26 protein-coding genes are annotated in these 25,126 nt (G+C 30.6%); 16 read left to right on the top strand and 10 right to left on the bottom strand.

Features of this window, described 5'->3' with window-relative positions:
• Positions 1–379: 379 nt before the first annotated feature.
• Entirely contained in the window at positions 380–1,057 is a 678-nt protein-coding gene (locus bsdtw1_RS10370) for a DUF624 domain-containing protein (RefSeq protein WP_183277502.1), read from the bottom strand.
• 226 nt (positions 1,058–1,283) lie between these two features.
• On the bottom strand, positions 1,284–2,774 hold the full coding sequence (gene araA / locus bsdtw1_RS10365) for an L-arabinose isomerase (RefSeq protein WP_183277501.1): 1,491 nt from the start codon (positions 2,772–2,774) through the stop codon (positions 1,284–1,286).
• A gap of 248 nt (positions 2,775–3,022) precedes the next feature.
• Here araA and bsdtw1_RS10360 point away from each other — a divergent pair, with 248 nt between their 5' ends.
• The 4 genes from bsdtw1_RS10360 (at position 3,023) to tkt (ending at position 7,883) form a co-directional block, all read left to right on the top strand.
• Positions 3,023–4,108 (top strand): GntR family transcriptional regulator, encoded by a 1,086-nt coding sequence (locus bsdtw1_RS10360; protein ID WP_280514137.1) that lies wholly within the window; start codon positions 3,023–3,025, stop codon positions 4,106–4,108.
• A 321-nt stretch (positions 4,109–4,429) separates the two neighbouring features.
• Positions 4,430–5,119, top strand: coding sequence for an L-ribulose-5-phosphate 4-epimerase (gene araD / locus bsdtw1_RS10355; RefSeq protein ID WP_183277500.1), 690 nt, complete (start codon positions 4,430–4,432; stop codon positions 5,117–5,119).
• A 123-nt stretch (positions 5,120–5,242) separates the two neighbouring features.
• Positions 5,243–5,887, top strand: a complete 645-nt coding sequence (fsa, locus tag bsdtw1_RS10350; RefSeq protein ID WP_183277499.1) for a fructose-6-phosphate aldolase — start codon at positions 5,243–5,245, stop codon at positions 5,885–5,887.
• Between the two features lie 16 nt (positions 5,888–5,903).
• A complete protein-coding gene (gene tkt / locus bsdtw1_RS10345; protein ID WP_183277498.1) occupies positions 5,904–7,883 on the top strand; it encodes a transketolase in 1,980 nt (659 codons plus the stop codon).
• A gap of 365 nt (positions 7,884–8,248) precedes the next feature.
• Here the strand turns inward: tkt and bsdtw1_RS10340 are convergent, their stop codons facing one another.
• The 4 genes from bsdtw1_RS10340 to bsdtw1_RS10325 all read right to left on the bottom strand — a co-directional run bounded on the left by bsdtw1_RS10340 (position 8,249) and on the right by bsdtw1_RS10325 (position 9,634).
• The gene (locus tag bsdtw1_RS10340; protein WP_183277497.1) at positions 8,249–8,809 is read right to left on the bottom strand and encodes a histidine phosphatase family protein; all 561 of its coding nucleotides are present in this window, start codon (positions 8,807–8,809) and stop codon (positions 8,249–8,251) included.
• A gap of 244 nt (positions 8,810–9,053) precedes the next feature.
• The gene (locus bsdtw1_RS10335) at positions 9,054–9,197 is read right to left on the bottom strand and encodes a hypothetical protein (protein ID WP_183277496.1); all 144 of its coding nucleotides are present in this window, start codon (positions 9,195–9,197) and stop codon (positions 9,054–9,056) included.
• A gap of 98 nt (positions 9,198–9,295) precedes the next feature.
• Positions 9,296–9,436 carry a hypothetical protein gene (locus bsdtw1_RS10330; protein ID WP_183277495.1) on the bottom strand — a complete coding sequence of 47 codons (141 nt, stop codon included), beginning with the start codon at positions 9,434–9,436 and terminating at the stop codon, positions 9,296–9,298.
• A gap of 57 nt (positions 9,437–9,493) precedes the next feature.
• On the bottom strand, positions 9,494–9,634 hold the full coding sequence (locus bsdtw1_RS10325) for a hypothetical protein (RefSeq protein ID WP_183277494.1): 141 nt from the start codon (positions 9,632–9,634) through the stop codon (positions 9,494–9,496).
• A 343-nt stretch (positions 9,635–9,977) separates the two neighbouring features.
• Between bsdtw1_RS10325 and bsdtw1_RS10320 the strand changes: the two genes are divergently transcribed.
• Positions 9,978–10,508 carry a 2'-5' RNA ligase family protein gene (locus tag bsdtw1_RS10320; protein WP_183277493.1) on the top strand — a complete coding sequence of 177 codons (531 nt, stop codon included), beginning with the start codon at positions 9,978–9,980 and terminating at the stop codon, positions 10,506–10,508.
• Between the two features lie 177 nt (positions 10,509–10,685).
• Here bsdtw1_RS10320 and bsdtw1_RS10315 read toward each other — a convergent pair whose 3' ends face one another.
• From bsdtw1_RS10315 to bsdtw1_RS10305, 3 genes are all read right to left on the bottom strand, one after another.
• Positions 10,686–12,152 (bottom strand): MDR family MFS transporter, encoded by a 1,467-nt coding sequence (locus tag bsdtw1_RS10315; RefSeq protein WP_183277492.1) that lies wholly within the window; start codon positions 12,150–12,152, stop codon positions 10,686–10,688.
• A gap of 312 nt (positions 12,153–12,464) precedes the next feature.
• Positions 12,465–13,172: an ABC transporter ATP-binding protein gene (locus tag bsdtw1_RS10310; protein WP_183277491.1), complete on the bottom strand. Its 708-nt coding sequence runs from the start codon at positions 13,170–13,172 to the stop codon at positions 12,465–12,467.
• On the bottom strand, positions 13,165–14,325 hold the full coding sequence (locus bsdtw1_RS10305; RefSeq protein WP_183277490.1) for an ABC transporter permease: 1,161 nt from the start codon (positions 14,323–14,325) through the stop codon (positions 13,165–13,167). The genes bsdtw1_RS10310 and bsdtw1_RS10305 overlap by 8 nt, the downstream gene beginning before the upstream one ends.
• Before the next feature lie 161 nt (positions 14,326–14,486).
• Between bsdtw1_RS10305 and bsdtw1_RS10300 the strand changes: the two genes are divergently transcribed.
• On the top strand, positions 14,487–15,386 hold the full coding sequence (locus bsdtw1_RS10300) for a helix-turn-helix domain-containing protein (RefSeq protein ID WP_183277489.1): 900 nt from the start codon (positions 14,487–14,489) through the stop codon (positions 15,384–15,386).
• Positions 15,387–15,575: 189 nt separating this feature from the next.
• Here the strand turns inward: bsdtw1_RS10300 and bsdtw1_RS10295 are convergent, their stop codons facing one another.
• Entirely contained in the window at positions 15,576–16,064 is a 489-nt protein-coding gene (locus tag bsdtw1_RS10295) for a MogA/MoaB family molybdenum cofactor biosynthesis protein (RefSeq protein WP_183277488.1), read from the bottom strand.
• Between the two features lie 477 nt (positions 16,065–16,541).
• Here bsdtw1_RS10295 and bsdtw1_RS10290 point away from each other — a divergent pair, with 477 nt between their 5' ends.
• From bsdtw1_RS10290 to bsdtw1_RS10245, 10 genes are all read left to right on the top strand, one after another.
• Positions 16,542–17,753, top strand: coding sequence for a molybdopterin molybdotransferase MoeA (locus tag bsdtw1_RS10290; protein ID WP_183277487.1), 1,212 nt, complete (start codon positions 16,542–16,544; stop codon positions 17,751–17,753).
• Between the two features lie 180 nt (positions 17,754–17,933).
• The gene (gene mobA / locus bsdtw1_RS10285) at positions 17,934–18,560 is read left to right on the top strand and encodes a molybdenum cofactor guanylyltransferase (protein ID WP_183277486.1); all 627 of its coding nucleotides are present in this window, start codon (positions 17,934–17,936) and stop codon (positions 18,558–18,560) included.
• 219 nt (positions 18,561–18,779) lie between these two features.
• Positions 18,780–19,736, top strand: coding sequence for a GTP 3',8-cyclase MoaA (gene moaA / locus bsdtw1_RS10280; protein ID WP_183277485.1), 957 nt, complete (start codon positions 18,780–18,782; stop codon positions 19,734–19,736).
• 2 nt (positions 19,737–19,738) lie between these two features.
• Complete coding sequence (gene moaC, locus bsdtw1_RS10275) at positions 19,739–20,203, top strand: cyclic pyranopterin monophosphate synthase MoaC (RefSeq protein ID WP_183277484.1); 465 nt, start codon at positions 19,739–19,741, stop codon at positions 20,201–20,203.
• A gap of 27 nt (positions 20,204–20,230) precedes the next feature.
• On the top strand, positions 20,231–20,662 hold the full coding sequence (locus tag bsdtw1_RS10270; protein ID WP_183277483.1) for an MOSC domain-containing protein: 432 nt from the start codon (positions 20,231–20,233) through the stop codon (positions 20,660–20,662).
• A 14-nt stretch (positions 20,663–20,676) separates the two neighbouring features.
• Entirely contained in the window at positions 20,677–21,489 is an 813-nt protein-coding gene (gene modA, locus bsdtw1_RS10265; RefSeq protein ID WP_183277482.1) for a molybdate ABC transporter substrate-binding protein, read from the top strand.
• A gap of 115 nt (positions 21,490–21,604) precedes the next feature.
• Entirely contained in the window at positions 21,605–22,462 is an 858-nt protein-coding gene (locus bsdtw1_RS10260) for an ABC transporter permease (protein ID WP_183277481.1), read from the top strand.
• Positions 22,463–22,604: 142 nt separating this feature from the next.
• On the top strand, positions 22,605–23,021 hold the full coding sequence (gene mntA / locus bsdtw1_RS10255) for a type VII toxin-antitoxin system MntA family adenylyltransferase antitoxin (RefSeq protein WP_183277480.1): 417 nt from the start codon (positions 22,605–22,607) through the stop codon (positions 23,019–23,021).
• Positions 23,018–23,452, top strand: a complete 435-nt coding sequence (locus tag bsdtw1_RS10250; RefSeq protein ID WP_183277479.1) for a HepT-like ribonuclease domain-containing protein — start codon at positions 23,018–23,020, stop codon at positions 23,450–23,452. The genes mntA and bsdtw1_RS10250 overlap by 4 nt, the downstream gene beginning before the upstream one ends.
• A gap of 486 nt (positions 23,453–23,938) precedes the next feature.
• On the top strand, positions 23,939–25,105 hold the full coding sequence (locus bsdtw1_RS10245; RefSeq protein WP_183277478.1) for an alanyl-tRNA editing protein: 1,167 nt from the start codon (positions 23,939–23,941) through the stop codon (positions 25,103–25,105).
• Positions 25,106–25,126: the final 21 nt, after the last annotated feature.

Below are 25,126 nucleotides of genomic sequence, written 5' to 3'. Positions count from 1 at the left end.
TTATACTATTTTACGGAAAATAATGAAATAATATTTTAAGTTTTTCTAAAATAAAATTTAATTTTATCAAGAATAAAAAAATAAATATGCAGTGATAGCAATTGTTTAATCATTTACAATAGTAAATATAACATATTTTCACATATTTAGATAAAGGTAAAATAGTTCTGTATAATATGGTGAATAATTTATAAGTATTAAACATCACTTTATTTTTAATCTTTCTGATTTATTGTGTTAAATAATTGCTATTAAAATATTATAAGTAGAGGACTAAATTAAATGAAAATTGATTTTAGGAAGAATAAAAAGGTATTTAAAAGTAAAAAAATATGAAGCACTTTTACGTAACTTCATATTTTTATATATAATGAATAACTTATGGGCTTACAAATTTTTTTTCTACATAATCAAATATTCTTCTCATATTAAATATTATTGCATATGATGCTAAGCTTCCTAAAAATAGACCGATTATGCCTCTTCCTTCAAAAAACAAGAGAGTAGATACAATAAGTACTGTAATATTAATTAATGAAATCAGAGGATTTTTTAGTGCTAAATAAACTGATAATTTAATTATATCTATTGTTTTCATGCTAAACCTTGATAGTAAAGGAAAGGCATATGAAAAAATCAAAACTAAAAGAAACAAAATTATAACAGTTGGTATTAACAAAAATAAAAAGCTTTTATTTATGAAGCATAATTTTATATCTAGTAGCAATATGAAAGTAGTTAAAAGAAATAAAATCCATAGCTTCATTGAAGAAAAGAAATTATCTTTATATGCCTTGAAAAAATCTCTTGTTGTATCTAAATATTTTTCCCTAACTATCTTGCCCATAGAAGAGCATACTGCAGTAATTGATGGACCAGTAGGAATTAAAGCAATTAAAAACACTAATATATTGCCAAATTTTATTTCCACAGTATATGCACATATAATAAATAGGATATTACATAAGAAGAAGTAAATATTTGTAATGAAAAACCAATGAACATAGTTAAGTACTTTACTTAAATTGCTATCTCCGAAATCATTATTGTTAGCCATAATATCACTCCGCATTTTAAAATATTGTATAAACTGGTTTTAACATTGAAATTAAAATGTATTTTATCATTAACAATTTAGTCTTCAATATTAAAATAAATTTATATTATTATAACATGAATAGAAAGCTTTAGCAGTTGTTTGATTTTTACCACCCCAGCATCATTATTTAATGATACTGGGGATTAAATAAATCAGATTTTTTCTAGAAGTATGGTGTTTTAAACTATCTTAATTTCCATGCAACATCATTCCAAAGTATTTGATTCTTGAAGTCACGAATTTTAGTATCTGCATCTATGATAAGAGTTTCCATTCCAATCATTTCAGCATAATCTAATAATTGATCAGTAGTTACTTCGAAGGAGAAGCTAGTGTGATGAGCTCCGCCAGCAAGTATCCATGCTTCAGCTGATTCCTTTAACGAAGGAAGTGGCTTCCAAAGAACTCTCGCTACAGGTAACTTAGGTAACTCTTTTTCAATTTTAACAGCTTCAACTTCGTTGATTAATAGTCTAAAGCGGTTACCCATGTCAAGTAGGGAAGCGCAAAGTCCAAAACCAGCAGCTCCATCAAATACTAATCTTGCTGGATCTTCTTTATCTCCAATTCCTAAGTGATGTACTTCAATTCTAGGTTTTGTTGCAGCAACTGTTGGGCAAACTTCTAACATATGAGCGCCTAAGATTAATTCATTTCCCTGTTCTAAGTGATAAGTGTAATCCTCCATGAAAGCAGTGCCTTTGTTTTCCGCCATTATCTTCATAACACGAACTAGGGCAGCTGTCTTCCAATCGCCTTCGCCTCCAAAGCCATATCCCTTAGCCATTAAGTGTTGAGCTGCAAGACCAGGAAGTTGTTTCATCCCATGTAAGTCTTCAAAGTTAGTTGTGAATGCGCTAAATCCGCCTCTTACAAGGAAAGATTCAATGCCTAGTTCGATCTTAGCTTGTTCTCTAACAGCATCTCTCTTTGGACCAGGAACAAGTAAATCTTCAGCAAAGTCGTATTCACTTTCATACTCTTTCATCAATTCATCTATTTGCTCTTCTGTGATTTTAGCCATTTCATCCACTAGATCGCATATTCCGTAAGCATGAACTTCCCAGCCTAATTTAATCTGAGCTTCAACCTTGTCGCCTTCTGTAACTGCAACATTTCTCATATTATCACCGAAACGAGCAACCTTTAAAGTTTTACCTTCAACAAATGCAACTGCAACTCTTGTCCAATTTGCTATTTTAGCTAAAACATCTTCATCTTGCCAATGGCCTACAACGATTTTTCTTTTAACTTGCATTCTAGCTCCGATAAAACCATATTCTCTATCACCATGGGCTGATTGATTAGTGTTCATGAAATCCATATCCATAGTGCTCCATGGAATTTCGCGATTATATTGAGTGTGTAAGTGAAGAAGTGGCTTGTTTAATTGTTGTAATCCTGATATCCACATCTTTGCAGGTGAGAAAGTGTGCATCCAAGTAATTATACCTGCACAGTTTTCATCTGAATTTGCATCTATACATAACTTAGCTATCGAACTTGAGCTAGTTAGTATTTTCTTGAAAACTATTTTATGTTGTGATCCTAATTTCTCGTTTAAATTTTCAGCTATTTCTTTAGAATGGTCTTCTACTTCTTTAAGTGTGTCCTCTCCGTATAAATGTTGACTACCTGTTACAAACCAAAATTCATAAGGTTTTGTTTTAAGCATTTTATATCCTCCCTTTTAGTTAAGTTATATTAAGTAATAAACATACAAATTTGTTGCTAAGTTTAGAATTTGTACGTACCATTTGAGTATATTGTAAACCTTTTATTATTTTATTTCAATACAAATTTTGAGAAAATAAATAATATTTTTTTGGAATTTTAGTGTTTATAGGCATTGACATAAAGAAATATTGTTATAAAATAGAATTATAGGACATACGTACAAATAATTTGAGGAGAAATAACTATATGCGTGAAGAAGCAAAAATTTCAAAATACATGCAGATAGCGTCCTTTTTTAAGAAAGAAATGGAAGAAGGAAGAATTGCCTATGGTGATCAACTTTTAACCGAAAATGAAATCGTTGATAAATTTTCAGTAAGTAGACACACAGTAAGGCAAGCCTTTATGGAATTAGAAAATAACGGCTACATAAAGAGAGAACAAGGTAAAGGAACTTTTTGTAGTTATAGTGAGAAGAATAAGTCAAACGAGCAGAAGACAATTGCAGTTTTAACTACTTATATATCAAACTATATTTTTCCTTCAATAATATCTGGAATAGAAGAGGTTTTAAGTTCTGCTGGTTACAATCTACTTCTCTACAATACAAACAATGAGAAGCAAAAAGAAAAAGAGTGTTTAGAGAAAATAATTGAAAATGGAGTGGCTGGTCTTATAGTTGAACCTACTATGAGTGCAGCAGAAAATACAAATTTAGCTTATTATAGAGAATTAGAAAAAAGAAATATTCCTTATATAATGATTAATAGTAAGTATAAGGAGCTTAGTGGACCTTTCGTAGGTATGGACGATGTAGAAGGTGCATACATATTAACTAAATATCTTCTTCAGATTGGTCATAAAAATATTGCTGGTATTTTTAAAAATGATGACTTGCAAGGTTTGAACAGAGAAGTTGGATATTTAAAAGCACTTAAGGAAAAAGAAATTACTACTAATGACCATAACATCGGGAGATACGGTACTAAGGAAAAAGAATACTTTCCTCAAGAGTTTACTAATGGACTTCTTAGAAGAAAAGATAGACCAACAGCAATTGTTTGTTATAACGATCAAATAGCTGTTCAAGCGCTTCAAGCAATCAGAGAAGAAGGGCTTAGAGTACCTGAAGATATAGCTTTAGTTGGATATGATGATTCTTATATTGCTACTGCTACAGAAGTAAAACTAACAACAATAAGACATCCAAAAGAGGATCTTGGAAGAAAAGCTTCAAGAATGCTTATGGATGTAATTGAAGGAAGAGTTGATCATAGTTCATATGTATATAAGCCGGAACTCATAGTCAGAGCATCCACTACAGGATTTTAATTTGCTTAAAATATAATTAGCTAGCTGTAAAAAGCTAAGCTAATATATTTTACATATATTTTTTTAATAATATTTGTACGTACAATAAGGCGTATTTGTATGAATAACAATAGGCTTTTATGATAAACAAGAGTTCTATAGTAAAATGTTTTTTAAAATTAGTTATTAAATACTCATCAATTTGAAAAGGTTTAAAATGACGTAATCCAATAGATATTTTATAGATAATCTTTTAGTTTTTATATCATTGTTAAATCAGCTGTAACTAATAAGTTATCTGCAATATATATATCTAATCTTATTTATCTTAAGGAGGTAAAAATGTTAGAAGAGTTAAAAAAACAGGTTTTAGCAGCTAATCTTATGCTTCCACAGTACAACCTTGTTAAATTCACATGGGGCAATGTAAGTGGAATAGATAGAGAAAAGAACTTAATTGTAATTAAACCAAGTGGAGTTCCATATGAGGAGTTAACTATTGACAAATTAGTAGTTCTCGACTTAGAAGGAAACATAGTAGAAGGCGATTTAAGACCTTCATCTGATACCCCAACTCATATAGAACTATATAAAAGATATAAAGATATAGGTGGGATTGTTCATACGCATTCTACATGGGCTACCATTTGGGCACAAGCTTCTAAGGAAATGCCAGCACTTGGTACAACTCATGCAGATCATTTCTATGGTAATATCCCTTGTACTAGAAAACTCACTGAAGCAGAAATAGAAGGAGATTATGAAGGTAATACAGGGAAAGTGATAATAGAAACTTTAGGAGATAGAGAAGTGATGGCCATTCCAGGAGTGCTAGTAAGCTGTCATGCACCTTTTACTTGGGGAAAAACTCCAAAAGATGCAGTAGTAAATTCAGTTGTTCTTGAAGAAACTTGTAACATGGCTTATCATACTGTTACTTTAAATAAAGAAATAGAAAGTTTAGATCAATATTTGTTAGACAAGCACTATTATAGAAAGCATGGAAGTAATGCTTACTACGGTCAAAAATAAGTATTTCATTGTTTTGAAAGTCAAATCTAAATAAATATATGTATAAATTATATTTTATATAAAAATAACATTTACTTTAAGTATTATGGAAAATAAAGTGTATAATAAAAAGGAGTCGGAATTATGAAATTATTTTTAGATACAGCTAATGTTAATGAGATTAGAGAAGCAAATGAGATGGGAGTCATATGTGGTGTAACAACCAATCCAAGCTTGATTGCAAAAGAAGGCAGAGATTTTAACGAAGTTATTAAAGAAATTACTTCAATAGTTGACGGTCCAATAAGTGGGGAAGTAATAAGTCTTGAAAAAGATGGTATGGTTAAAGAAGGAAGAGAAATTGCTAAAATTCATCCAAACATGATTGTTAAGATACCTATGACTGCAGAAGGCTTAAAAGCTACAAAGGTATTAGCAAGCGAAGGAATTAAAACTAATGTAACTTTAATATTTAACCCAGGTCAGGCGTTGCTTGCTGCAAGAGCAGGAGCTACTTATGTAAGTCCTTTCCTTGGAAGACTAGATGATATTACTACAAACCCAATGGACTTAATTGAAGCAATAACTACTATATTTAATGTGCATAATATAAAGACAGAAATAATAGCTGCAAGTATAAGAAATCCTACACATATAATCGATTCTGCGAAAGCAGGAGCTCATATTGCAACAGTACCATTTGGTGTTATAAATCAAATGATTAAGCATCCATTAACAGACAGTGGTATAGAAAAATTCATGAATGACTGGAAAGCTATATTTGGCTAAAAACGGAGGAGATAGAATGAGTAAAAATATTGACAATTTAACCGTAGACTCTATAAGATTACTTTCAGCAGAAGCTGTACAAAAAGCTAATTCAGGTCATCCTGGATTGCCAATGGGAGCAGCTCCAATGGCTTATGCCATTTTTGATAAGGTTATGAAACATAGTCCTAAGAACCCTAAATGGTTCGACAGAGACAGATTCGTGCTATCAGCTGGACATGGTTCAATGCTTTTATACTCACTTTTACACTTATATGGATATGGACTTACAGTTGATGATTTAAAGAATTTTAGACAAAAGGATAGCAAGACTCCTGGGCATCCAGAGTATGGTCACACTGTAGGTGTTGAAATAACAACTGGACCTCTAGGTCAAGGTCAGGTTAATGCAGTTGGTATGGCTATGGCTGAAAGCTATTTAGCTAAAAAATTCAATAGACCTGGTTATGAAATAGTTAATCACTACACTTACGCTTTATCTGGTGATGGTGATATGATGGAGGGTATAACTGGTGAAGGAGCTTCGCTAGCTGCTACTTTAGGATTAGGTAAGCTTGTAGTATTATATGACTCAAATAAAATCTCTATAGAAGGAGATACAGATATAGCCTTCAGAGAAGATGTTGGAGCAAGATATGCAGCATATGGATGGCAAGTACTTACAGTAGAAGACGGAAATGATGTTGCTGCAATTACAAAAGCACTAGAAGAAGCTAAAAAGGAAACTGAAAAACCATCTTTAGTTATAGTAAAGACCGTAATAGGATATGGTTCACCTAAAGCAGGAACTTCTTCAGTACATGGAGAACCTCTAGGTGTTGAAAATATTAAAAAAGCTAAGGAATTCTTAGGTTGGAGTTATGAAGAAGAATTTCATGTTCCACAAGAAGTTAGAGAACATTTAAGTGAAACTATAGAAAGAGGAACTAAAGCAGAAGAACAATGGAACAAACTTTTCGAGAGCTATAAAAAGGAATATCCAGAACTTGCTAGTGAGTGGGAGCTTTGGAATAGTGGAGAAGTTAAAGCAGATTTGCTTTCAAATGAAGAATATTGGGTTTTTGAAGGTAAGCTTGCTACACGAGTATCCTCAGAAAAAGTTATAAATAGATTAATGGATTTAGTACCTAATCTAATAGGTGGATCTGCTGACCTTGCACCTTCTACAAAAACTTATATGAAGGGAAAAGGAGATTTCTCAAAGGAAGATAGAAGCGGAAGAAATCTTCACTTTGGAGTAAGAGAACATGCAATGGCAGCTATAGCTAATGGTATAGCAGTTCATGGAGGTCTTGTGCCTTATGTTTCAACCTTCTTTGTATTCAGTGATTATATGAAGGCTTCAATGAGACTATCAGCACTTATGAAGATTCCAGTAGTTTACGTATTAACTCATGACAGTATTGGAGTAGGCGAAGATGGACCGACTCATGAACCAATTGAACAATTAGCAATGCTTAGAAGCATACCTAATATGCATGTATTTAGACCAGCCGATTCAAAGGAAACTGCTGCTGCATGGCTACATGCATTAAAGAGAAAAGATGGTCCTACTTCCATAGTACTATCAAGACAAAATCTTCCTTTATATAATGAAACATCACCAGAAGCTTTAAAGGGTGCTTATATATTAAAGGATAGTGAAAAAGAAGTACCGGATATGCTTCTTATGGCAACTGGTTCAGAGGTTGAGTTAATATACGAAGCTCAGTCAAAGCTTAAGGAAGAAGGAATTGATGCAAGAGTAATTTCAATACCATCTTTAGAAGTTTTTGAAGCTCAAGGAGCAGAATATAAAGAAAAGTTAATGCCAAAGGCAGTGAGAAAGAGAGTTGCAGTTGAAGCAGCATCCTCATTTGGATGGCATAAATATGTTGGATTGGATGGTAAAGTTGTTTCAATTGATACCTTTGGAGCATCAGCACCTGGAGATATACTTTTCAAGGAATTTGGCTTTACAGTAGATAATGTTATTAAAACTGCAAAAGAGCTTTAAGAAAATATAATAAATTAGCCCCCAATTAAAGCATTTTGCTTTAATTCCATATATATGAACAACTCTACAATTAAACTTATATTTTTAAAACTCTGCTTAGAAACTAGCGGAATTTGTGGAAAGTTTTATGGGTAGAGGAGTTCATCATTAAATCAATGGCCTACGGAGTTTTGCGATTTCTCTGTAGGCCAATTGATTTATTTAAAAATAAATAATTTTTAGGTTTTGGTTAATAAGGTGGTTTAGTAGTATGATATAGAAACACCGTGGTTTTTAAGAATCTATTTTAACTTGAAAAAAATATATTAAGAAGTTCCAGGTTTGTACTTACAAAAGTAAGTTTAAGTTAAATTGAACAGAAATCATTACAATACAAATTCTTCTAAACTTACTAAACTTATTCCTTCAAATTCCATGCAAACTATAAAGGGCATTAGATCTATTATTCTCAAAAAACTATTATAATCAAAGCTTTTATCATAATAATTTATAATTGTACCAAGAGCAGTCCCATGAGTTCCTATCACAATATTCTCTTCTGGGTGCTTTTCTAGTATACTATGTAAAGCCTGTACATTTCTATTCTGAACTTCCTTCAAGCTTTCACCCTCTGATAATTTAAAGTTAAAATCCTCCCATTGATTTCGGGCAAAGGTATGGAAATCTTCAATCCAAGAATTACTTATCTTTCTTTCTCTTAAATCATCAATTATTAATACTTCCAAACAATTCTTGTTTGTAAAATCTAAAATGGTGTCAAGTGATCTTTTGTAAGGACTACAATAGGCTTTAGTAATCTTCTTATCTTGCAAAAAATCGGTTACTTTATAGGTTGATTTTACTCCATCTTCAGTTAAAGGTCTTACTAAATCGTCATGTACGTTGAAGTCTGGAAGTGCATGACGAACGAAATAAACTTTGCTCATAGTGCCTCCTAAAAAATAATTTCACAAAAAATTATATCATAAATATAAGTTTATGGGTAATTTTACAATTATTATTAAATAAACGTTTATATTGTATACTATTCAAAACTAATTAATTTCGGTGATATCCTTTAACACACCATAAAATAAAGATAGCCACTAAGATCAATAAACACTATAAAAGAGGTAGCTAGTAAATAGCTACCTAATTTTGTGAATTTATACACATTAATTTTATCTTATGCTATTGCTTTGGAAGATGTTTTACAGGCATACTTGTATTTTCATTAAATTCAGCATTTACTGGATTAGCTGCAGATTTATTATCTCTATTTCTATAATAAGATTTTTCTCCGGTTCTATTATTTTTCCCTAATTTTTGAGTCATAATTAGCCACCGTTCTGTAAAACATAAGACCTTAAGAAAGTCCTTGCTTACATCCTTTCTTTTTTTATAGTTTTTTATGATTTAACTGTTAAATAAGCTTAAAGATACTCTTCAGGTGAATGTCTAACTGGTTTCTTTGCATCTTTATTCCAGACAATCTTCACAGGATTTGGATTGTAGTTTTTACCTTTACCGTGATCTTTATGAACTGGTTTATTTATATGATTTGTGCTTTGCATGACATATACACCTCCACATTTATGTAATCAAAATTTACAAATTATACATGTCCCAAATTATCTTTGTGGTAAACCTCTTACAGGTTCTCTCATATCTTTATCTCCATTTGTGTTTACAGGGTTTGGTTCTGAATTCTTATATTTATTTAGATAAGCTTTTTTGTCACCTAATTTTTTCTTGCCGTTAGCTTGTTGCATATCAAATCACCTCCAGTAATATTCTTTGTTTTTGAGGCGAAACTATTCCTGTTAAGTTATTGAAAACTTGAGGAACAATATATAAAATATCAACAATAGCAAGACTATTAGAAGTAAGAATAATAAAAATATCTTTTTATGGTTTTATATAAGTATTAGATAAAAGTTTTGGTTATATATTTATATAATAAATATTATCAAATATATAATAATATAAATGTATGTTTTTATTGTAAATAAGTTTTATATAAATGCTTTAAGCGAGGAGTAAAATGATTTAAATATGAATGAAATTAGAACTTGGTTTAACAAAAAATTAATGTAAGTAAGAGGAGAACTAATTATGAGATATGTTATTGTTTCAGTTATTAAAGGAAAAGCAGGAGATTTTAATAATAACTTAAGAAAAGAAATGTTTAATAAATTCAAAGCGAAATCTTCAAAGTTACCTGCACATTTTACAATAAAAGCTCCATTTGAGTATGAGGGTAGTATAAAAGAAATGGAAGACCAACTGAAAGGTTTATGCGAACAAAGTAAAGTAACTCCGTTAACAATTGATGGATTTGATCATTTTGATAATAGAGTTGTATATATGAGCATGAAACTGACTGATGAGGGAAAAGAGATACATGATAAAGTAATTGATGTTTTACAATCATTTAGTTTTATAAATTTCGAGGGAAAGGAAGGAAAGGAAAAAGCCTTTCACATAACTGTTGCATCAAAAAATATAAAACCAATATATCAATATATATGGGAGTATGTTACAGAAATACCTTGTAAATTTGAAAGTAGCTTTGACAATATATCTATTTATAAGTGGGAGAATAATACTTGGGTGCTTCATAAGGAGTTTATTTTTAAAGGTTAGTTTTGATATGGAGTTCATATATCGAAACTTAACTTATACTTGTTCTAAAATCAACCACCAAGATTTTGTAGGCATGCATAAATTAATTGTTGAACTAGGAATCCTATATAAAATAAGAGAGTAAACCTGAAAAACTTTTCAAGCATACTCTCTTGTCTGTCATTAATTAAATAAATCTTAATCTTGGTTAATATCATTAATTTTTTTTAGCTTATTAGGAAGCATAAAGGAAAGAACTAAGCACACTACGGAAATTATAACTAATATAAAGAATATACTTTTTATACCACTGATTTGTGAATTGATTACACTATCAACTGTATACTTAATTTTTCCTTCAGCAGAAGTGTAAAGGTTGTTAGGGTCTATATTAGTTATTCCAATTTTACTAAAATAGTTTATTATGCTAAGGTTAAACATGCTTCCAAAAACACTAACTCCAATAGTCTGACCTAATGTACGAAGTAAAGTGTTTGAAGCGGTAGCTGCTCCTCTCATGTTAAATTCTACAGAGGATTGTACTATTATTGTGATTATAGTAAAAGCGCCTCCAAAACCTGCCCCTAATATAAATGTATAAGTCATTGATAAAAATAGGGGTGAGTTTGCACCGAGAGTAGCAAGAAGTACTGAACCTATTATCAAAACTATAAAAGAGAATATTGTTGTAGTTCTTTCTCCATATTTTGTAATAGCTTTTCCTAAAACAACTGCAGCAACTAACCAGGAAATAGACATTGGTGCAAGAGAAAGCCCAGAAATTGTGGCGCTTTTTCCAAGTATGTTCTGTATATATATTGGCATGTATACATCACAGCCTATAAGTACAGCAGAAGCTAAGAAACCTATTATATTTGTTACAGTATTTGTTTTAGTAAAGATCTCAAAAGGTATTATAGGCTCTTCTGCTTTCTTTTCAACCTTACAGAATAATACTAACATTGATATTGATATTATAAGGCAAACAATTATATTATTAGAAAATAAACTATGACTTTTTTCGGCAAATAATATACTAAGTAATATAAACAAAATTGCGAAAGAAAGAGTGATTGTCCCTATGTAGTCGATCTTATGGCTTTTTTTCTCGAAAGATTCTTGTAAGTTCTTTTGTAGTAATATAATGCATAGTATCCCAAAAGGAATATTAATAAAAAATATCCAATTCCAGCTTAAGTAATCAATGAAAAACCCTCCTAAGAAAGGTCCAACTAAACTTGCTATTCCCCAAACAGAGCTTAACCAGCCTTGAACTTTTGCTCTTTCTGCAAGGGTAAACACGTCTCCTACAATAGTATAACTTATTGTAAAGATACCACCAGCTCCAAGTCCTTGTAAGGCTCTGAAAAATATCAGTAAATACATATTAGTTGAGAATCCGCACAAGAAACTACCAAGTAAGAATATAGATATAGCAATTGAAAGCATCAGCTTTCTTCCATACAAATCAGATAGTTTTCCATAAACAGGGGTAGATATAGCTGAAGTGAGCATGTACGCAGAAAATACCCAACTTATAAGTTCGAAGCCATTTAAGCTTTTTACTATTGATGGAACCGCTGTAGTTACAACAGTACCTTCAACAGCGCCTAAAAACATTGCTACCATTAATGCTGTGATTATGCTGTTTTTACGTGAATCCATTAAGAAACCACTCCTTTGTTAAGTATGTATCACTTCAAAATGAAGATTGTTTTAAAAACTCCTCTGGTTTTTGAGGGCACTTAAAAAAATTCTAAGGTGAAGTGGAAAATCAATATAATGACCATAATATTTTACCATACATTAATTGATAATAATATTTTATGATAAAATTTTTTAATGAACGATGTTTTGGAATTATGTTATTGTGGAATTACACATTAAGTTAAACTTGAGAATCTCATGTTTTTATACAGTAAAAAGGAGAAGAATTAGTATCTTCTCCGATCAAATTATATATTTGTGAAAGCAAATCTAAAGACCAATTGCAGTATCTCTTCTATTAGTGTCCATAACAATTCTTCCGTCTTTAACCTCGATAATTCTATCCGCCTTTTCAGCAATTCTATTGTCATGAGTTATAACTATAAAAGTAGTATTTAGTTTATCATTTATGGCTCTTAAAAGAGTATAGATACTTTCTGTTGATTCAGAATCTAAATTTCCAGTAGGTTCATCAGCTAGAACTATTTTAGGGTTATTTATCAATGCCCTCGCTATAGCAGTTCTTTGTTGCTGGCCTCCAGACATATTTGTAGCTAAGTTATTCTTTACTTTGGTCAGTCCAACTAACTCTATAAGCTCGTTAGCTTTTTCTTTGATTTCCTTTGATGGCTTTGAGTTTCCAATCATATAAGGCATAAGCACATTTTCTAGAGCAGTAAATTCAGGAAGCAAGTAGTGAAATTGAAATATGAATCCAATAGTTTTATTTCTTAGAGAAGCAAGTTCATTTTTTTTCATGTTATCAGTTCTCATACCATTTATATAAATCTCACCGCTGGTTGGTTTGTCTAAAGTACCCATTATATTAAGAAGAGTACTCTTACCACTTCCAGATGCACCGATTATAGAGTTAAATGTTCCTGCTTCAAAAGAGATATTAATATCATTTAACACCTTAGTTTTTATTACTGAGCCGTAGGTTTTATTTATATTTTTTAATTCAATCACATTATGCATTTCTAATCACCTCGATTGGATTTAATTTTGATGATCCTCTTGCTGGAATCAATGCCGCAAGGGTAGAAGCAAGCAGAGCTATTAGTGCTGAAACACCTATAAATTTATAGCTGATATAAAGTTCTACAACTGGAGTTCCATCAGGATTTACAGCGAATTTAGTAAATATATAGCTTAAGACTAAACCTAAAATAACACCTAAAATTGCTCCCATGATTCCAAGTAAAAAGCCTTCAAATAAGAAAATTAAACTAGATTGCGAATCCCTAATTCCCATAGCTTTTAAGATACCGATTTGCTTAGATTTTTGAACCACAGTTACAACTAGCACGCTGGCAATTCCTAGGACAACAGAAATCATAACGAATACTTGAATCATGTAGCTTGATACACTTTGCCCGTTTAGTCCACTTAAAAGTGATGCATTTTGTGCTTTCCAGTTATCTACTTTTACCATATCATTATCTATTTTTGCTGAGATATCTGAAGCTATTTCATCAGCTTTGAATACGTCTGTTACTTGCATCTCAATTCCAGTTATTTTATTTCCAGTAGAGAAAAGTTTTTTTACGGTAGATAAATCTGTTAGTAACCATGACTTGTTAATTGTAGATATCTTTAAGTCATAGAATCCAGTAACTGTTAGAGTATTGAGTTTACCTGAGTTTGTAATAACATCTACTTTATCATTTATATTCAGATTTAATTCATCTCTTAGATCTTTCCCCACTAATATTTCAAACTCATTTTTAGGAATAGATCCTTCATAAACACTACTTTTAATATTATAAATCTTATCCGAATCGTTAATATTCATTCCTCTGAGTAGGATAGAATATGTTTTTGAATTGTTTTTAATTAGTGCGGGCCCATCTGATACTATAGAAAGATTTTTTATTCTGTCGTCAGAGTTTTTTATTGTATCTACAATAGCGTCATAATTATCTATTAACTTATCAGAGGATTTTGAACTTATTGTAATCTGAGAGGAATTACCTATAGTTTTATTTACTAAACTCTTTTGAAGTCCTTGTATTAGAGAACCGATAAAAATTTGCACTGAGACACCAACTGCTATTCCTAGTGCTATTAAAGCTGTTTGGCCTTTAGTTGATTTTAGAAATCTTACTGCAATTTTAAATGCTAATTTCAATTTTTTTACCTCCTAAATTTAATTTCTGTTCAATATATATTACTTGATAATAATTATTAATTAATTTATAATATAATCATATACCACAAAATGAAATTAATCAATATATAATTAGTAAAAGTATTACGAAGTGTGTTAAAATTTCTTTAGAGGTGAGTAAAATGAGAAATTTAATCTCAATTAATATAAAGAACTTAAGGAAGAAAAATAAATATACGCAAAAACAACTTTCTGAGTTATTAGGAGTGGCGCAAACAACAATAGCAAATTATGAAAATGGAATAAGAATTCCAGACGCAGAAATGCTACAAAAAATGGCTGATATTTTTGAAATTAGTCTCGATTATCTATTAGGTAGAGAAGAAAGAGACTCAAATATGAAAGGTCCGGCCAAATTAAGTGAAGTTTACGAAACTGATCTTGAAAATAAAGAAAATTTATATAGGAATTATTTAACTTTTCTTTTAGAAGGAAAAAGTAAAGCTGCTAGAGGGTTAGTTATAGAGTGCTATGAAAAAGGACTTCCCATGGGATTTATATACTTTGATATTTTTGAAAAGGCTTTAAAAGAAATAGGTAGCCTTTGGGAATCAGGTAAAATAGATGTATGGCAGGAACATTTTATTTCAGAGGTTACCTTAGATGTTATGAGAGAAGTAAAGGCTAGAGAAAAAAGGAAGAAGCGTAAATCACATTCTGTGATAGGAGTTACTGCTGGTCCAGAACAGCATAATATTGGCTTGAAAATGGTTTTAGACATGCTCGAAATTGAAGGATGGAATACAGTTTATTTAGGGTCAAACGTTCCGGTGCAAAGCCTTATAAAGGCCGTAGACACAGAAAAACCAAGTTTAGTAGCTATATCAGTGACAATGGAATATCATTTGGAGTCTGCGAAATTCCTGATACAAGCAATCAAGGAGGAGTTTAAGGACAGTCCCCCTAAAATTATAATAGGAGGAGGTGCTTTTAAGAATAATCCTGAATTGTGGAAGACAACTGGAGCTGATAAATTTTCCTCTAATACAGATGATATGCTGGAACTTATGGAAGGGAGCTAGTTACATTAGATACTTGTAATTAGCCCCTTTTTTATTATTAAATCAGTTTTAGTTTATTGTTTAGTTCAAATACGTGTGATATGCTAGCAAATTTTCTACAAACTCTAAATTAATTCAAACTCATAAACGTCTATAATTGATACTATTTCAAAAATAATTTGTACTAGAGAAAAATACTATTAGTATATCTTATCTTGCACACTCAGAAGTTTGTCCAGTGAGTATCTGTATTCCATGTGGAAGGGCAGGTAAAATAACTTCCAAATTTTCTACAGCACCTTTTGGGCTTCCAGGTAAGTTAACTATTAAGGAGTATTTTCTTATACCGCAAACCGCTCTAGAAAGCATAGCTTTAGGGGTAATCTTCATAGATGCAGCTCTCATTGCTTCAGCAATACCTGGAACCTGCTTATCTATAACTTGCAAAGTAGCTTCAGGAGTAACATCTCTTTGGGAAAAACCAGTACCACCATTCGTTAATATTAAATTTAATTTCATTTCATCACATAAGTATGTAAGTTCTTTTTTTATAATATCTATTTCATCTGGGATAATTTTATAGTATTCAATTGAGTAATAATCTTTATCTAAGAGGTCTTTTATAGCTGGACCTGTAGTATCAACTCTTTCGTTTCTTGATCCTTTATCACTTATAGTTAAAATTGCGGTTTTTATCATGGCATTTCCCTCCAATGTGTTCTAAAATCTATATAATAAATAACTCTAAATTTTTAAAATTAAATTTGCACTTATTTAATCAAAAAAGTTAGTTTTTAGTTAAACTTTGTTTCATATAATATGTTTTTAATATTATTAAAACTCTTTAATTATACTATATTGAAATCTTTTGTAAATAAAGAACGTTACAATAGAAATGTGTATCATAACTCTTAATAACAAAAGGTTATTAGGAGCGAAGTATTAAATACATATAAAAAAAATGAAAATTAGCTTATAATAAGTTTTGTACTATGATAGTTTATTTGATTAATAATGAAAGTACTCTTTTATATCAGCAAAGAAATTAAAAAAAGTACAACTTTTATTTGATAATGTAATTGTAACAAACTTACTATAAAGGCTTCAAAATCAATTTCAAGAACAACAAGATTTAGATGCTGTATTATTAGAATTAGTGACGAAAGGAAATTTGAGATGATTAGTGTAAGTGATGCTTTAAGAATAATTTCTGAAGAAGCTAAGCCAATAGGTAAAGAAAATAGAGAAATACTTTTATGTAATGGATTGGTTTTAGCTGAAGACATATTATCTAAGGACAGTCTTCCTCCTTTTGATAAGTCAGCAATGGATGGATATGCAGTAAGAAGTATTGATACGGAAAGAATAACTGAAGAAAATCCAAGAGGGTTCAAGGTAAGGGGAGTAATAAAGGCTGGGCAGTGGTGTACTGAGAGCATAAACTTAGGAGAAGCCTATAAGATAATGACTGGAGCTCCAATTCCTATGGAGGCTGACTGTGTCATTGAAGTTGAAAAGGTTAAAACTGAAGGTGATATTGTTTACTTATATAATGAAGTTAAAAAAGATAATCATGTGATAAAGTTTGGTGAAGAAATTCAGCCTGGTGATATTGTTCTTAAAAAAGGAACTGAAATAAGACCGGCAGAAATAGGGCTTTTTGCATCATTAGGTTATAAAACAGTTGAGATTTATAAACCACCTGTTGTGGGACTTATTATAACTGGAGATGAACTTGTTGATATAGATGAAAATATAGGTAAAGGTAAGATAAGAAATAGTAATGAATACGCAATAACTTCAATGATAAGAAGCTTAGGCCTTGAGGTTATTTCTTATGGTGTCGTAAAGGATGATAAAGCTGTACTTAAGAAAATTATAGAAGAAGCACTTGAAAAAACAGATATAGTAATAACTTCTGGTGGAGCTTCTGCTGGGGATTATGATTTTGTTGAAACCATATTAAAGGAAATCGGAGCTGAGATAAAGTTTGACTCAGTTGCTATAAAGCCTGGAAAACCAATAAGTTTCGCTGTGTTTAATGGTAAGTTTTTCTTTAGTCTTCCTGGTAATCCACTTTCAGCAATAACTACCTTTGAACAATTTATAGAGCCACTTTGCAATAAAGTTTTAGGTAAGCTTGATTGCATGAAAGAAGACTTTCCAATTATATTAGGAGAAGATTTTAAAGTAAGAAAGGGCAGAGTAAAACTTCTATATGTGAAAATAGTTAAAAGGGATGATAAATATTATGCTTATAATATTGGTTCTCAAAGTTCTAACAAACTTACAACAATAAGCAAAGCTAATGGGGTATTAATCGTACCAGAAGAGTATAGTGAGATGAATGCTGGACAAACAATACGAGGAAGATTCATATTTAAGTAAATCATCTTTGGAAATGTTGTATTAATAAAAGTTCAAAGGTAAATGCTTTTGAGGTAGCAGAAATAAAAAGTTTATGGGATGAAAAGTGCTTAATAATTAGTCAATTTGTGATATATATGAAAGAAGAGATAAAAAGAACGGAGAAAAAGTTCCACAATCAGGACTTATGGTAGAAGAGAAATGTATTATAATGGATTAGAAAAATTAAATATATTTAAGACCGCTGTGATTTTAGCTGGAGGCAAAAGTTCTAGAATGGGCTTTGACAAACAGTTTTTAAAGTTTGAAGATAAACAGCTCATTGATGTAGTGGCAGAAAAATTATACACTAATTTTGAAGAAGTCATAGTAATAAGCAATAAACCTGATTACTATAGGGATAGCCCATATAAAGTGATTTCGGATAAAGTAGAAGGTATTGGGCCTATATCAGGAATCTATGAAGGTCTTAAGGCTGCAAAAGGACAATATGTATATTTTATTGCTTGCGATATGCCTATAATTAATCTCGAGTTTATAGAGTTTATGAAGGATAGATTAATAGAGGAAAATAAACAATGCTGTATAGTTGAAAGAGAAAATTATATAGAACCTTTTAACGCCTTTTATTCAAAATCATTGCTTCAAAAAGTAGAACAGATGATACAAGAAGATAAAAGATCACTTAAATATTTAATTAAGGCTTCAGATACACTATATATTAAAGAAGAGAAAGTAAAAAGTTTTGATTACAGCTTTGAAATGTTTATGAATTTGAATACAAAAGAGGATTTGGATAGATACATACTTACATATCAGCAAAGTTAGTTATTAAAGATGAACGAGTTCGATCCGAAATCTATTTTTAAAACACTCACGGGTTCTGGTGAGAGAATTTAAAAATATAAATTCTATTACGAAGTGGTTCATCTATAGTTTTAATCGATACGAATTTAAGGCTTTTCCTCTAGATATACAAATATTTCGGTATTTGTAATAAAACTAAAATTTAAAAATACTTTTAGAATTTTCATGGAGGTTATACAAATGATAGATTCATATGGTCGTAATATAAATTACTTAAGGATTTCAGTAACAGATTTATGTAATTTAAGGTGTGAGTATTGTATGCCTAAAAAAGGAATAAAGAAAGCCTGCCATGATGAAATATTAAGATTTGAAGAAATAGAAAAAATAGTAAAGAAATTTGTTTCTTTGGGTATAAATAAGATTAGGATAACTGGTGGAGAGCCTTTAGTTAGAGCCGGTATAATAACACTTATTGAAAAGCTTTCTAAGCTTAAAGGTATTGAGGAGATAGCGATGACCACCAATGGAACACTTTTAAAAAAGTATGCAAAGGACTTAAAGGAAGCAGGTCTAACAAGAGTTAATATAAGCTTAGATACTTTAGATGATAAAAAATATAGAGAAATAACAAAAGGTGGCGAACTTAAAGAGGTGATTGAGGGTATAAAAGAAGCTCAAAAAGTTAAGCTTACACCTATAAAATTAAATGTAGTTCTTATAAAAGATTTTAATGAAGATGAAATAATGGACTTTGTCAATTTAACAAAAAATGAAGAATTTGATGTAAGATTTATAGAGCTTATGCCAATTGGGCAAGTAAGACATTGGTCCCTTGATAGATATTTAAGTAACGAAAATATACTAAAAAAAGTTCCGGAACTTATTGAAATAGAGTCAAAGGATATATCTTCGCCTGCAAAATATTATAGACTTTCTGATGGAAAAGGAAACGTTGGACTAATTAACCCGATTTCCTGTAAGTTTTGCAGCAATTGTAATAGAATAAGGCTAACTGCAGATGGGAAGCTAAAAACATGCCTTCATTCTAATCATGAAATAGATATTAAAGGCTTGATAAGAGATGGACAAGATATAACTGAGATAATATATGATATTGTAAAGCATAAACCTAAGGAACACTGCCTTGAGGCTGAAGAGTATATAGAAAGAGAAATGACTGCAATTGGAGGGTAAATATGGAGTTTTCACATTTTAATGAAGAAGGAAGAGCACATATGGTTAATGTATCTGAGAAGGATGATACAAAAAGGGTGGCAGTAGCTAGAGCTATAATAAAGCTGAAAAGCGAAACTGTAAAGCTAATAAGAGAAGGACTAATTAAGAAAGGTGACGTACTTGCAGTATCTCAAATAGCTGGGATTATGGGAGCTAAAAAAACTTGGGAGCTTATACCTATGTGTCACAATATACCTTTAACTGGCTCTGATATAAGGTTTGATGTTAAGGAAGAAGAAATATATATAGAAGCAACAGTAAGTACCATAGGAAAAACTGGTGTAGAGATGGAAGCATTAACTGCTGTGAACATTGCAGCTCTTACTATATATGATATGTGTAAGGCTGTGGATAAGGATATGATAATAACTGATATAAAACTGATGAAGAAAACAGGCGGCAAAAGTGGGGATTACATTAGATAAAAAATGCTTGAAGGGAGTAAGTGCTATATGGCGAAGGTAATATCTATCAATATAAGTGAAATAAAAGGTGTAATTAAGACACCTATAAATGAAGGCTTTTTTAAAGAAGAACATGGATTAGAAGGAGATGGCCATGCCGGAAAATGGCATAGACAAGTAAGCCTTCTCGCACAAGAAAGCATAGATAAAATGATAGAGTTCGGAGTTCCGGATTTGACACCAGGAAAATTTGCAGAAAATATTACCACCGAAGGTATAGTATTACATGAGCTTCCTATAGGAACAAGGCTCAAGATAGGGGCAACTATTCAAGAGGTAACACAAATAGGTAAAGAATGCCATAAGGGTTGTGCTATCAAGAATGAGGTAGGAAAGTGCATAATGCCAACTGAAGGCATTTTTACAAGGATAATAAAAAGTGGAATTATAAGACCTGGAGACACCATTGAAATAATGTAGCAGGAGAAGGCAATATGACAATAAGATCAAAACTAGTTGTAGCTTTAGTTGGTTTAGTAGCTGTAGCTATTAATGTGCTTGGATGTTCTAAAGAGTCTAAAAATATAACAAACAATAATGATAAAAAGATAATGGTTTTTGCAGCTGCTAGTCTTACTGAAAGTTTCAACGACATAGGAAAAAAGTTTGAAGAAGATAAGAAAATTGGCGTAATATTCAATTTTGCTGGTAGTCAAGCTTTGGCTCAGTCTATAAATCAGGGAAGTCCAGCAGATATATTTGCTTCTGCAAATACAAATTATATGGATGAGTTAAAGGAAAGTAATAAGGTTGATGATTTCAAGTTTTTTGCTGAAAATAAAATTGTGATATGTGTAAGCAAAACTAGTAAAATATCTGTGAGTAATTTTAAGGATTTATCAAAAAATGATTTGAAACTTATAATTGGAGATAAAACTGTGCCAGTAGGAAGTTATTTTTATAAAGTACTAGAAGAACAAAAACAGAAAAATTTGATTGATGCGCATACGTATGATGCTATTAAGTCAAACATTAAAAGTAATGAACTAAATGTTAAGGATGTTTTAGCAAAGGTTGTACTTGGTGAAGCTGATGCAGGAGTCGTATACAAGACTGACATAAATAAAGCTAATAAAGATAAGGTTTATTTAGTAGAAACAAGTGAGTTTAATAATATTAAAGTTCAGTATCCCATAGCAAAGTTAAAAGCTTCTAAGAATAAAGAAGAAGCTGAAGAGTTTATTACATATATAACTGAAGGTAAAGGAAAGGACATATTAAAAAAACATGGGTTTGAAATACAATAATAAAGGGGTACTACTGGGATTAAAAATTTACTTTTAAGATCTAACAGATACTGGCGAGAAAATTTTTATAACTAGTTTTACTGATAGTAATACTGATTTATTACATAGGAGATTTATGGTACAAGATAGTTTATTTAATAAGAAATTCCCTGGAATAAGAAATGAAACTAACAACAGAATATTAAGTAAGATTTTGGTTCTCCCTATTGGAATTATTATATTTATATATCTAGCAATTGTTATACTACCAGTAACTGCTATGATCAGATATTCAGGCATATATAATATACTTGAGATGTTTTATATAAAAGACAATATATCAAGTATAATTCTTACTTTCTATACATCTAGCATTTCGTTATTGATGACTTTTGTTTTTGGTACAACTATAGCATTTTATTTAAGGACTATAAAAAATAAAAATCTTTCAAAGCTTATAAGCATAATAATAGAGCTTCCTATAGTTTTACCGCCAGCTGCAGTTGGGGTTGCGCTACTTTTAACTTTTGGAAACAATGGAGTTATAGGAAAATTATTAAATCAGATAGGAATAGAGATAGTTTTTACTCCTATTGCTGTTATTTTAGCACAGTTTTTTGTGTCTTCGGCTTATTATGTGAAAGTGCTTTCTAATTCAATTAGTGATATACCAAAAGAAATCTTTGAAGTTACTTATGTTTTAGGGGCTGGACGTGTTGAGACAGTGTTTAAAGTAATAATGCCTATGCTTAAAAGAACTATAATTTCTGGCCTAATATTAAGTTTTATAAGATCCATAGGAGAGTTTGGGGCCACATTGATGTTTGCAGGTAATATACTAAATCAGACCAGAACAATTCCACTTCAAATTTATACATACATGCAGACTGATGTAAAAATGGCAACATCATTTGCTACTATTTTATATATCTTATCATTTTTACTGCTTTTTTCAGTAAGAGTATTTCTAAGAGATGAAATAGAAGTTCTATAACTTGACACTTCACTTTTATTTTAGCAAGGATTTGGATATAATATTAATACTAGGTAGATAATCTAAGTTTAGGGTATAATAGTGTCTTATTAAAAATACTTATAAATATAAGATGTAATTGACCTGAAGGTTGGTGTTTAATTTGGAAAATGATGAGAGACAGGTGGCTATTGATAAGCTTAACTCCAAAGAAGTATATGATTTTATAAATCAATTGAATATATCTAATGTGATTATATTTGGAAGCTTAAATCATGGAGAATTTAACGAGATATCGGATGTGGATATTGCTGTGCTCAACGAACAAAAGATATCACTTGACACAATTTTAGATTTGGAGTTATTCTTAGAAAATTTACTTAATAGACCTATAGATGTTGTCGATCTTAGAAGTGATAAGTTGGATTTGTTTGTTAAAATAAATATTTTAAATTATGGTAAAATATTATTTACAAACGACCATGGAAAGATGTTTGAGAATATTTGTGATGAAGTTGACAGAATCTATAAAGAAAATGAAAACTTTATATACTTTAGGAGAATGGATGTATTATCATGAATGATGAGAGACTTGTAAAAATAATTGAGGATTTAGAAGAGTGCAAAGCTGACATAAATGAATGTTTAGAGGTACTAGAAAAATATAAAGATGACGAGCTTATAACCAAACTAGCAAGATCAAGCTTGAGACAGTTATTTGTTGGTTTTCATACGATACTAGAAGATTTTTGTTCTATTGCGCTAAGAGAGGTAAGAAGGTTCAAGATAGGTATTTCCTTAAGTGATAGTTTTAAACTTTTAAGAAAAAGTGATGTATTTGACGAAAGAACTTATCTTTTTCTTGAAAAGTCAAGATTAGTAAGGAATCGAATATCACATAGATATAAAGAACCAAGTCATGAAGAGTTACTAGAGCATATCGTAAATAATACAGATAAGTTTGATGTAATAATAAATATATCTAAAAACTTTCTTAGAAAATATCAATAAGTGCTTAGCTCGTTAATTAGAAGATGTATATAAATTAAAAAAGAAATACTTTAATGAATAATTATATAATAATGAAAAGAAGTTACCTAAAAATTTAATGTTGTTAGTTTTACTGAAATGTATAATAACACCTTACAAATTATGGACTATTTAAATTGTCCACAATTTGTAAGGTGTTTTTTTACTGTATTGGAATATATAAAGTTTTTAATTTAGCTAAACCTAGATACTTCAATGGCTTTATAAGTTTTTGCTGCAGGACAGTAAAATAAAACTTATTCGCCTGTAAGTTTCATCCTATACATTCGGAAAGGTGCACAAAAAAACTCATTGAAGAGAGTTTATTCAGCGACAATATAGTATTTAAATGAATTATGTAGTATGAATTGGTGCATGAATATATTAGTAAATTATTTAATATATGCTATAATTTTATTTAAAGATTCTCCTTATAAGCTAAACTAATGAAAATTAGGAGGTATGAAAATGACTGAAAAATTATTTTATAAAGATCCATATATATGCGAAGCAAATTGCGAAATTGAAAGAATTTTAGATAAAGGAGATAAATTTGAAATTGTGCTTAAAAGCACTCCGTTTTATCCAGAAGGCGGAGGACAGCCCAATGATTTGGGATATATTGATGATATTGAAGTAAGTTATGTATATGAAGAAGATGATGTAATATATCACGTAGTTGATAGAAAACCGGAAGGAAGTGTAGTCAAATGCAAAGTTGATTACGAGAGAAGAGTGGACCATATCCAACAACACTCAGGAGAACACCTATTGTCAGCTGCTTTTTTTAAGCTTTTTAAAGTATCCAATGCAGGATTCCATCTAGGAGAAGATTATGTAACTGTTGATATGGAATTTAAAGATGCTACTGAAGAAATGATAAAGAATGTAGAAAAAGAAGTTAACTTATATGTATTTAAGAATGAACCTATCAAAACATATTTTTTATCAAAGGAGGAGGCTCTAAAGCTTCCGCTTAGAAAAGAGATAAAAGCTGAAGGAAATATAAGAATGGTACAAATGGGTGAAAACACTGATTTTAGTGCTTGTTGTGGAACTCACGCAAACAGGACTGGGGAGATTGGTCTTGTAAAAATAATAAAATATGAAAAGTACAAAGGAATGACTAGAGTCTATTTTAAATGTGGGTACAGAGCATTAAAAGATTATCAAGTAAAGCATGACTATATAGTTGAATTAACTAGAACTTTTTCTGCTGATCCGTCAGAGATAAGTAATAAGATAAAGAATCAGAAGGAAGAAGTTATAGAACTTAAAAAGAAGATTGGAAGTTTGTATGCTAGCATAGCTTCAAATAAAGCTCAAGAGCTTCTTGATAGTGCCACTAATAAATTTATATTAGCTCAATATGAAAATGAAGGTTTTGAGCTCATGGAAAAAATATATGATGAGCTTAAAGAAAAAGATTTTATCTTAATTTTGAGTACTTTAAAAGATAAAAAATTAATACTATGCCAAAACGGAAGGTTTGATTTTGACTGTGGAAAGGTTTTTAAAGAAACCTTGAAGGATTTTGGAGGCAGAGGCGGCGGAAATGCTAATAGGGCTCAAGCAAGCTTTGAAGATAAAAACTTACTTAATAAATATATAGAGTATTTAAAAGAAAATCTTTAAAATGAAATTGGAGGAGTATTT

The organism is Clostridium fungisolvens (assembly GCF_014193895.1).
Lineage (GTDB): Bacteria > Bacillota > Clostridia > Clostridiales > Clostridiaceae > Clostridium_AR > Clostridium_AR fungisolvens.
Note: the sequence above shows the minus strand (reverse complement) of the source record. Positions and strands in the feature narration are given on the sequence as shown.

Excerpts from the sequence above, each read along its gene's own strand:
- bsdtw1_RS10250 (WP_183277479.1), top strand. The coding sequence starts at position 23,018 with ATGAATGATGAGAGACTTGTAAAAATAATTGAGGATTTAGAAGAGTGC.
- moaC (WP_183277484.1), top strand. The coding sequence starts at position 19,739 with ATGGAGTTTTCACATTTTAATGAAGAAGGAAGAGCACATATGGTTAAT.
- tkt (WP_183277498.1), top strand. The coding sequence starts at position 5,904 with ATGAGTAAAAATATTGACAATTTAACCGTAGACTCTATAAGATTACTT.
- fsa (WP_183277499.1), top strand. The coding sequence starts at position 5,243 with ATGAAATTATTTTTAGATACAGCTAATGTTAATGAGATTAGAGAAGCA.
- bsdtw1_RS10335 (WP_183277496.1), bottom strand. The coding sequence starts at position 9,197 with ATGACTCAAAAATTAGGGAAAAATAATAGAACCGGAGAAAAATCTTAT.
- mobA (WP_183277486.1), top strand. The coding sequence starts at position 17,934 with ATGTATTATAATGGATTAGAAAAATTAAATATATTTAAGACCGCTGTG.
- bsdtw1_RS10310 (WP_183277491.1), bottom strand. The coding sequence starts at position 13,172 with ATGCATAATGTGATTGAATTAAAAAATATAAATAAAACCTACGGCTCA.
- bsdtw1_RS10320 (WP_183277493.1), top strand. The coding sequence starts at position 9,978 with ATGAGATATGTTATTGTTTCAGTTATTAAAGGAAAAGCAGGAGATTTT.
- bsdtw1_RS10295 (WP_183277488.1), bottom strand. The coding sequence starts at position 16,064 with ATGATAAAAACCGCAATTTTAACTATAAGTGATAAAGGATCAAGAAAC.
- bsdtw1_RS10330 (WP_183277495.1), bottom strand. The coding sequence starts at position 9,436 with ATGCAAAGCACAAATCATATAAATAAACCAGTTCATAAAGATCACGGT.
- araA (WP_183277501.1), bottom strand. The coding sequence starts at position 2,774 with ATGCTTAAAACAAAACCTTATGAATTTTGGTTTGTAACAGGTAGTCAA.
- bsdtw1_RS10270 (WP_183277483.1), top strand. The coding sequence starts at position 20,231 with ATGGCGAAGGTAATATCTATCAATATAAGTGAAATAAAAGGTGTAATT.
- bsdtw1_RS10360 (WP_280514137.1), top strand. The coding sequence starts at position 3,023 with ATGCGTGAAGAAGCAAAAATTTCAAAATACATGCAGATAGCGTCCTTT.
- bsdtw1_RS10325 (WP_183277494.1), bottom strand. The coding sequence starts at position 9,634 with ATGCAACAAGCTAACGGCAAGAAAAAATTAGGTGACAAAAAAGCTTAT.
- bsdtw1_RS10260 (WP_183277481.1), top strand. The coding sequence starts at position 21,605 with ATGGTACAAGATAGTTTATTTAATAAGAAATTCCCTGGAATAAGAAAT.
- bsdtw1_RS10340 (WP_183277497.1), bottom strand. The coding sequence starts at position 8,809 with ATGAGCAAAGTTTATTTCGTTCGTCATGCACTTCCAGACTTCAACGTA.
- modA (WP_183277482.1), top strand. The coding sequence starts at position 20,677 with ATGACAATAAGATCAAAACTAGTTGTAGCTTTAGTTGGTTTAGTAGCT.
- bsdtw1_RS10315 (WP_183277492.1), bottom strand. The coding sequence starts at position 12,152 with ATGGATTCACGTAAAAACAGCATAATCACAGCATTAATGGTAGCAATG.
- bsdtw1_RS10245 (WP_183277478.1), top strand. The coding sequence starts at position 23,939 with ATGACTGAAAAATTATTTTATAAAGATCCATATATATGCGAAGCAAAT.
- araD (WP_183277500.1), top strand. The coding sequence starts at position 4,430 with ATGTTAGAAGAGTTAAAAAAACAGGTTTTAGCAGCTAATCTTATGCTT.
- moaA (WP_183277485.1), top strand. The coding sequence starts at position 18,780 with ATGATAGATTCATATGGTCGTAATATAAATTACTTAAGGATTTCAGTA.
- bsdtw1_RS10300 (WP_183277489.1), top strand. The coding sequence starts at position 14,487 with ATGAGAAATTTAATCTCAATTAATATAAAGAACTTAAGGAAGAAAAAT.
- bsdtw1_RS10370 (WP_183277502.1), bottom strand. The coding sequence starts at position 1,057 with ATGGCTAACAATAATGATTTCGGAGATAGCAATTTAAGTAAAGTACTT.
- bsdtw1_RS10290 (WP_183277487.1), top strand. The coding sequence starts at position 16,542 with ATGATTAGTGTAAGTGATGCTTTAAGAATAATTTCTGAAGAAGCTAAG.